At 39.3% G+C, this 6315-nt stretch carries 4 protein-coding genes; 3 read left to right on the forward strand and 1 reads right to left on the reverse strand.

What is annotated here, in order from left to right:
• The first annotated feature begins 430 nt into the window (after nt 1-430).
• The 3 genes from mqo to B4237_RS13190 all read left to right on the forward strand — a co-directional run bounded on the left by mqo (nt 431) and on the right by B4237_RS13190 (nt 3885).
• Nucleotides 431-2071 carry a malate dehydrogenase (quinone) gene (gene mqo, locus B4237_RS13180; protein ID WP_019385127.1) on the forward strand — a complete coding sequence of 547 codons (1641 nt, stop codon included), beginning with the start codon at nt 431-433 and terminating at the stop codon, nt 2069-2071.
• 79 nt (nt 2072-2150) lie between these two features.
• The gene (locus tag B4237_RS13185; protein ID WP_286943512.1) at nt 2151-3392 is read left to right on the forward strand and encodes an MFS transporter; all 1242 of its coding nucleotides are present in this window, start codon (nt 2151-2153) and stop codon (nt 3390-3392) included.
• 37 nt (nt 3393-3429) lie between these two features.
• Nucleotides 3430-3885, forward strand: coding sequence for a hypothetical protein (locus B4237_RS13190; protein WP_061393349.1), 456 nt, complete (start codon nt 3430-3432; stop codon nt 3883-3885).
• A gap of 47 nt (nt 3886-3932) precedes the next feature.
• On the opposite strand, the gene B4237_RS13195 is transcribed toward B4237_RS13190, so the two are convergent.
• Nucleotides 3933-5993, reverse strand: coding sequence for a choline transporter (locus B4237_RS13195; protein WP_004881361.1), 2061 nt, complete (start codon nt 5991-5993; stop codon nt 3933-3935).
• Nucleotides 5994-6315 lie beyond the last annotated feature (322 nt).

A 6315-nucleotide genomic window follows, 5' to 3' on the forward strand; every position in this document is an offset into this window, starting at 1 on the left:
CTTGCGTAAAGAGAAGAATTTCTTCGAGACGCGCGTAACAGACTACCAAACTGGTGGTGCTTTAAGCTGGTAAGCTATAGCTTAAAATTACATTATAAAAGCTGCCTCAGGGCAGCTTTTAATTTTCACAATTAAATGAATTAAAAAATACATAAGATATATTCATCAAATGATCTATTTTTATTTCAATTAATGCAGTATTAACAATAATGTATTGAACCTCCCAATCAACCCATCTTGAAATATACATTTTTAAACATTTGGTAAACAAAAACACTGCCTATTTTAAAGTAAAATTCACAAACTATTTTCTCTAACATCAGCACGGGCAATCCCCTATTCTGATGTGCCTTTGCGCTCACTCATCATTTAAATCTCTTCTCTCTATATCATCCATATAGGGAGTCATTTAATTTTTAAGGTAAATTGAATGAAAAAATTTTGGAAGTACTTATTGGTACTACTCTTAGTACTGATAGTTATTGCTATTGCCTTTCTTTTTAGACCAATTACGTCTAAGGCAATAAAAACTAAAAGCGATGAACCTGTTGTTGATGTTGTACTCATCGGCGGCGGCATCATGAGTGCCACACTTGGTACTTATCTCAACGAATTACAACCTGACTGGAATATCCGCATGTATGAGCGTCTTGATGCAGTTGCTCAAGAAAGTTCAAATGGTTTCAACAATGCGGGAACAGGTCACTCAGGCTTTATGGAAATGAACTATACCTCTGAAAAAGACGGTAAAATGGACATTTCTAAAGCAGTGAAAGTTGCAGGTCAATTCGAAATTGCCAAGCAATTCTGGTCGTATCAAGTTAAACAAGGTGTTTTAAATACACCAAACACATTCATCAACCCAGTACCGCACATCGCGTTCGTTTGGGGTGACAATGTAGATTTCATGGAAAAGCGCTATGCAGCCATGATTCAAGACCCTCTATTTGCTGGTATGAAGATTAGCGAAGATGCATCTGAAATTAAGCAATGGGCTCCATTGGTGATGGATGGTCGTGATCCTCAGCAGAAGATTGCAGCAACACGTATGGATGTCGGTTCTGACGTAAACTATGGTGCGATCACAACTCAATTGGTGAATCACCTTGAGAAAAGTCCAAACTTTAAACTCAGAACCTCTACTGAAGTGACTGGCATCAGCAAAAATGATGACAACACTTGGTCTGTCGCTTTCAAAGATTTAAAGTCTGGTGAAGTCAACCATGTGAAAACACGCTTTGTATTTATTGGTGCAGGTGGTGCAGCAATTAAATTATTGCAAATGACTGGCTTACCTGAAGCGAAACAATATGCAGGCTTCCCTGTTGGTGGTGAATTCCTAGTAACTGACAATCCAGCGATCACAGCAAAACATACTGCAAAAGTGTATGGCCGTGCTGATCTTGGTGCGCCGCCAATGTCTGTTCCACATATTGATACCCGTTATATCGACGGTAAAAAATATGTGCTGTTTGGACCATTTGCAACGTATTCAAACAAGTTCCTAAAACATGGTTCACAGTTAGATTTGCTTGCATCTACCAACAAAAACAACGTTTTACCAATGGCTGCAATTGGTCTACAAAATGCTGATCTTGTTCAGTATCTCGTAAGCCAAGTGTTGATGTCTGATGAAGATCGCTTCAATGAGTTAAGAAAATACTACCCTGAAGCAGACCCTAAAGATTGGCACTTACAGCAAGGTGGTCAGCGTGTTCAGATCATCAAGAAAGAACCGGGTAAACCAGCTAAATTGCAATTTGGTACAGAAATCTTCGCATCGCAAGATAAATCTGTAACTGCGTTGCTTGGTGCTTCTCCCGGTGCTTCAACTTCACCATACATCATGTTGAACTTGATTGAACAAGCGTTCCCAGAAAAAGCAAATGGCGAATGGAATGAGAAGTTGCATGAAATCGTGCGTTCTTATGGTCAAGATCTTTCTGCAAATCCAGCATTACTTGATCAAATCCGTCATTACACCAGTTCTACTTTAGGTTTGAACTATACAACTCCTGCAAATTTAACGCCTGCGAACAAGGCAGCTAAAGCAGAAGCTGTAGCTCAATAAACCTTTCATAATCCAACTTTAAAAGGGATGAGTTTCGACTCTTCCCTTTTTGTTCTTTTATCGCTTAATTTTTTTGATCATGTCTCCTACTTCTGCTCAGTCTGCTTTTGCTGCATTTATTAGTCGTGACTTTAGGTTATTGACGCTAAACCAATGCTGTCTCACTTTTGCAGTGCTGATCCAAGAAGTTCTTGTGGCATTTCATTTATATCAAATCACCAAAAATCCACTGATGCTTGGTCTAGTCGGATTAATGGATTTTCTGCCCTTTCTAACTCTATCATTGTGGGGCGGCTATATTGCTGATCGTTTTAATCGCCAACGTATCCTACAAATCAGTTTTAGTCTTTCGATTCCACTATCACTCGCACTTTGGCTCAGCTTTGATTCATTCCATACACAGCACATCAGCTCAAATGTTCTATTGATTACAACTTTTTCAATCTTATTTTTATTTGGTTGTATTCGAGGGATTTACAGCCCTTGTTTTAACTCTTTACGACCTTTTATCGTTCCAGAACATCTTTATACCAATGCAGCAACATGGACTAGCATGTGCTGGCAAGCAAGCGGTATCCTTGCACCTATACTCGGTGGATTACTACTGGCACATCTCAACTTGAACATTACCTTTGCCGTGATTTGCAGTTTATTTACTACTGGAAGTATTTCCCTGTGGGGTATGCAGCCGAGAGACTTTCCTCAACTCAAAACTGAATCAATCTCCAACAGTCTAAAAGAAGCACTACAATTTATTTTTAAAACAAAAATTATCTTTTGGGTAATGTTCCTCGATTTAAGTTCCGTTTTTTTTGCGGGAATCATCACCCTATTGCCTATTTTTGCTCAAGATATTTTACATATCGGTGCAGATGGTTTTGGTGTGTTACGTGCAGCTCCTGCCGTTGGTAGTCTGGTGATGATGGCACTTTTAGTACGCTTTCCTCCTCAGTATCAGCCTTGGCGTACCATGCTAATTGCAATTACGGGCTTCTCTTTATGTACGCTGTTATTTGCTGTTACTAGACACCTCTATTTTTCTGCTGTAGTTCTCATTATTATGGGAGCTTGTGACAGCATCAACATTGTCATTCGTCAAACGATACTGCAACTTATTCCACCCAAAGACATGCTTGGTCGTGTAGCTGCCATTAACGGTATCTTCGTCACCTCTAGCAACGAGCTGGGTGCTGTTCAGTCGAGCGTGATGGCACGTCTTTTTAGCGTGATTCCTGCAATGTTAATTGGTGGTTCACTTTCTTTGGTCTGTGTTTTTCTCGTGAAAAGTAAAACCAAAGCTTTATTTAATTTTCGTTTTTAAATTTCACCTTATTGGCTATTTTAAAATTTAATTCAATATGAAACACACTTTGCCCGCTTCTTTAGGCTCGTCTAAATTTATTATTTTTTCTGTCTTTGTATGGCTCATCTTATTGTGGGCACAAGCAACCTATATCGTCATTATCGGTGGCAATGGCTATTTATTTTGGACTGCATTCGGCTTATTGGCACTGACTATTTTAAGTTTACGTCCTAGTATTTTGAAAAATCGAACTGCTTTTGTTTTAACCGCAGCACTACTGATTTATTTGATCTTCAACTCATTGTTTTGTACTTATTTGATCTTGGCATTTTACTGTATTTTTTATTTATATTCAGGAAATTACAAACATAAGCGTCTAATTAAGTTAGTTAGCCTATTTTTAATTATGATCATCTTTGCACTTTATCAAAGCCAGTCTCTACATGAGCTCAAAATTCATTATTCACATTACAATACTGGCGAAACATGGCAGCAGTACGGCGCTTTATAATCATAAGCGATAAAAAAACCTCACATTGCAGTGAGGTTTTTTATTTGTTAATCCTGAGAATCAGGATACAACGGACGATTTCCCGGACTAATGCGGTTGATATGCAAGAAAGTCATATGGCGTTCATACTTATCAAGAATGTCATTGATCACTTGTTCTTTGGTGTAGCCAACTAAATCGTTATCTTGAGAGCCTTCGTATAAGAAGGTTTCCAAACGATAATAATGTTGCTTACCACGTTTACCACGCTCACTAAATGTAGGCGCAATATAGCGTACAGGCCAAATTTGATAGACAAAGTTATGTTCTTCTTCGATATTGATTGTTAAATCAAGATGGTAGAGCATATCGCTATCTTCAAGCTCGCCTTGTGTAACTTCGACATTCATTCCACGCTTAATCAATTCATCCGCAACAGTCTTCACAGCTGGCGCACAGACGTTATCCAACATCCGTTTCGTTTCACTGCTTCCTGGGTGATGCATCACTCGTGACAAACGTTGCTTCCAATTTAGAATATCGACGTTCCCCACAACAGGTGCGGCGTTCAGGCTTCGACTGGCTTTACGATAATCCTCAAGGCGTAATGACTTGTACAAACCAGCCATTACCAACAGCATTACAAAGCTAAATGGCAAGCCCATAATCACGGTGGCACTTTGTAAGGCAGTAATACCATTTGCCATCAACATCGCAAGGGTTAATAAACCAATCGCAACTGCCCAGAATACGCGTAACCAACGTGGCGCATCGTTATCAACATTGGAGAATTTAGTGGTGAAATTACCCAATACCAGTGCGCCAGAATCGGCTGATGTCACATAAAACAGTAAGCCTGTAATTGTCGCGACACCAGCAACAAACGGGAACCACGGATACTGTGCAAGTAAATCATAGAAACCATGCGCAGGATCAGTCAATACGGTTTGTGCCAATGCGGTATTGCCGTCAAAAATAACGTTATATAACGCACTATTACCGAAAATAGATAACCATGTAATCGTGAATAATAATGGGATAATCAATGTCCCACATACAAACTCACGAATGGTACGACCTTTAGAAATCCGTGCAAGGAATAGTCCCACAAATGGAGACCATGCTACCCACCAAGCCCAGAAGAATAGTGTCCAACTACTCATCCATTCTTTCGGTTGCTGGAAAGCAAAACTTTCTAAAGCCAAACTTGGGAATCGACTGATATAGTCACCAAAGTTCTGAACTAAGGCATTGAGTAAAAATTCAGTATTACCGAGTAATAAAATAAACAACATCAAACCAATAGCGGCATAAATGTTGATTTCCGATAAGACTTTAATGCCCTTGTTGACCCCTGCCGTGACCGAGATAATCGTCACGATCACCGCAACCAAGATCAGACCCGACTGCACCCATAAACTTTCAGGCGTATTGAATAGAACATGCAAACCATAGTTAATTTGTACGACGGCAATACCACAAGTTGTGGCAATACCAAAAATCGTACCAATCACTGCGGCTGTATCTACGGTATGACCAATCGGACCATCAATCTTTTTACCAAAGATTGGGTAAAGCGCTGAACGAATCGTCAACGGCAGATTGTAACGATAGCTGAAATAACCTAAAGCCATTCCGACTAAGGCATACATCCCCCAACCCGTTAAGCCATAGTGAAATAATGTCCAAACCATCCCTTGACGAGCAGCTTCATAGGTTTGCCCCTCACCCACAGGTGGATTCATATAATGCGACAGTGGTTCAGCCACCGAGAAGAACATTAAATCCGTACCAATCCCTGCGGCAAATAGCATCGCCGACCAACTCAGCAAACTAAACTCAGGTTTGGAATGTTTTGGACCTAATTTAATATCGCCATAACGAGAGCAAGCGATAAAGACGACAAAGATTAAGTAAAGCGTAGCAGCTAATAAATAGTACCAACTAAACTTATCACTAACCCAAGCGAGCACCACATTTAACATGTGATTGGCGAAGTCATTGAATAAAATCGTAGTGAGTGAAAATATTAAAATAATGAGCGCTGAAACATAAAAGACCACACGATTTAACTGATCTTTTGTTTGAATAGATGAGTCATCAACTGCTCTTGGATTATCTGTTACCATACAATCCTCAAGTAAAATTAAATTATAAAAATGTTGTTTTTCTCAATAACTCAACCACGATTTATTGACGAAAACAACGAGAAGGCACAGCAGCGAACAGTCATTTGGCGAACAACCTATCGCGAGTGAAGCTGTATTTTTGTAATCAACAGTATTGTAAAAAATGATTTCCCTTTGATGATCAGACCATTGATCCGAACACAAAATTCAATCAATTAAACCTACAATTCTGACACCTTAACAGGTATCTCCAATGATACCTTTAAGAGTTGTGTAAAACGACCCTGTTGCAAATATCATACTTTTTATTGATTGAACGTTC

Origin of the sequence: Acinetobacter sp. UBA6526 (assembly GCF_002434875.1) — a bacterium.
Classification (GTDB): domain Bacteria; phylum Pseudomonadota; class Gammaproteobacteria; order Pseudomonadales; family Moraxellaceae; genus Acinetobacter; species Acinetobacter venetianus.

Excerpts from the sequence above, each read along its gene's own strand:
- mqo (WP_019385127.1), top strand. The coding sequence starts at position 431 with ATGAAAAAATTTTGGAAGTACTTATTGGTACTACTCTTAGTACTGATA.
- B4237_RS13185 (WP_286943512.1), top strand. The coding sequence starts at position 2,151 with ATGTCTCCTACTTCTGCTCAGTCTGCTTTTGCTGCATTTATTAGTCGT.
- B4237_RS13190 (WP_061393349.1), top strand. The coding sequence starts at position 3,430 with ATGAAACACACTTTGCCCGCTTCTTTAGGCTCGTCTAAATTTATTATT.
- B4237_RS13195 (WP_004881361.1), bottom strand. The coding sequence starts at position 5,993 with ATGGTAACAGATAATCCAAGAGCAGTTGATGACTCATCTATTCAAACA.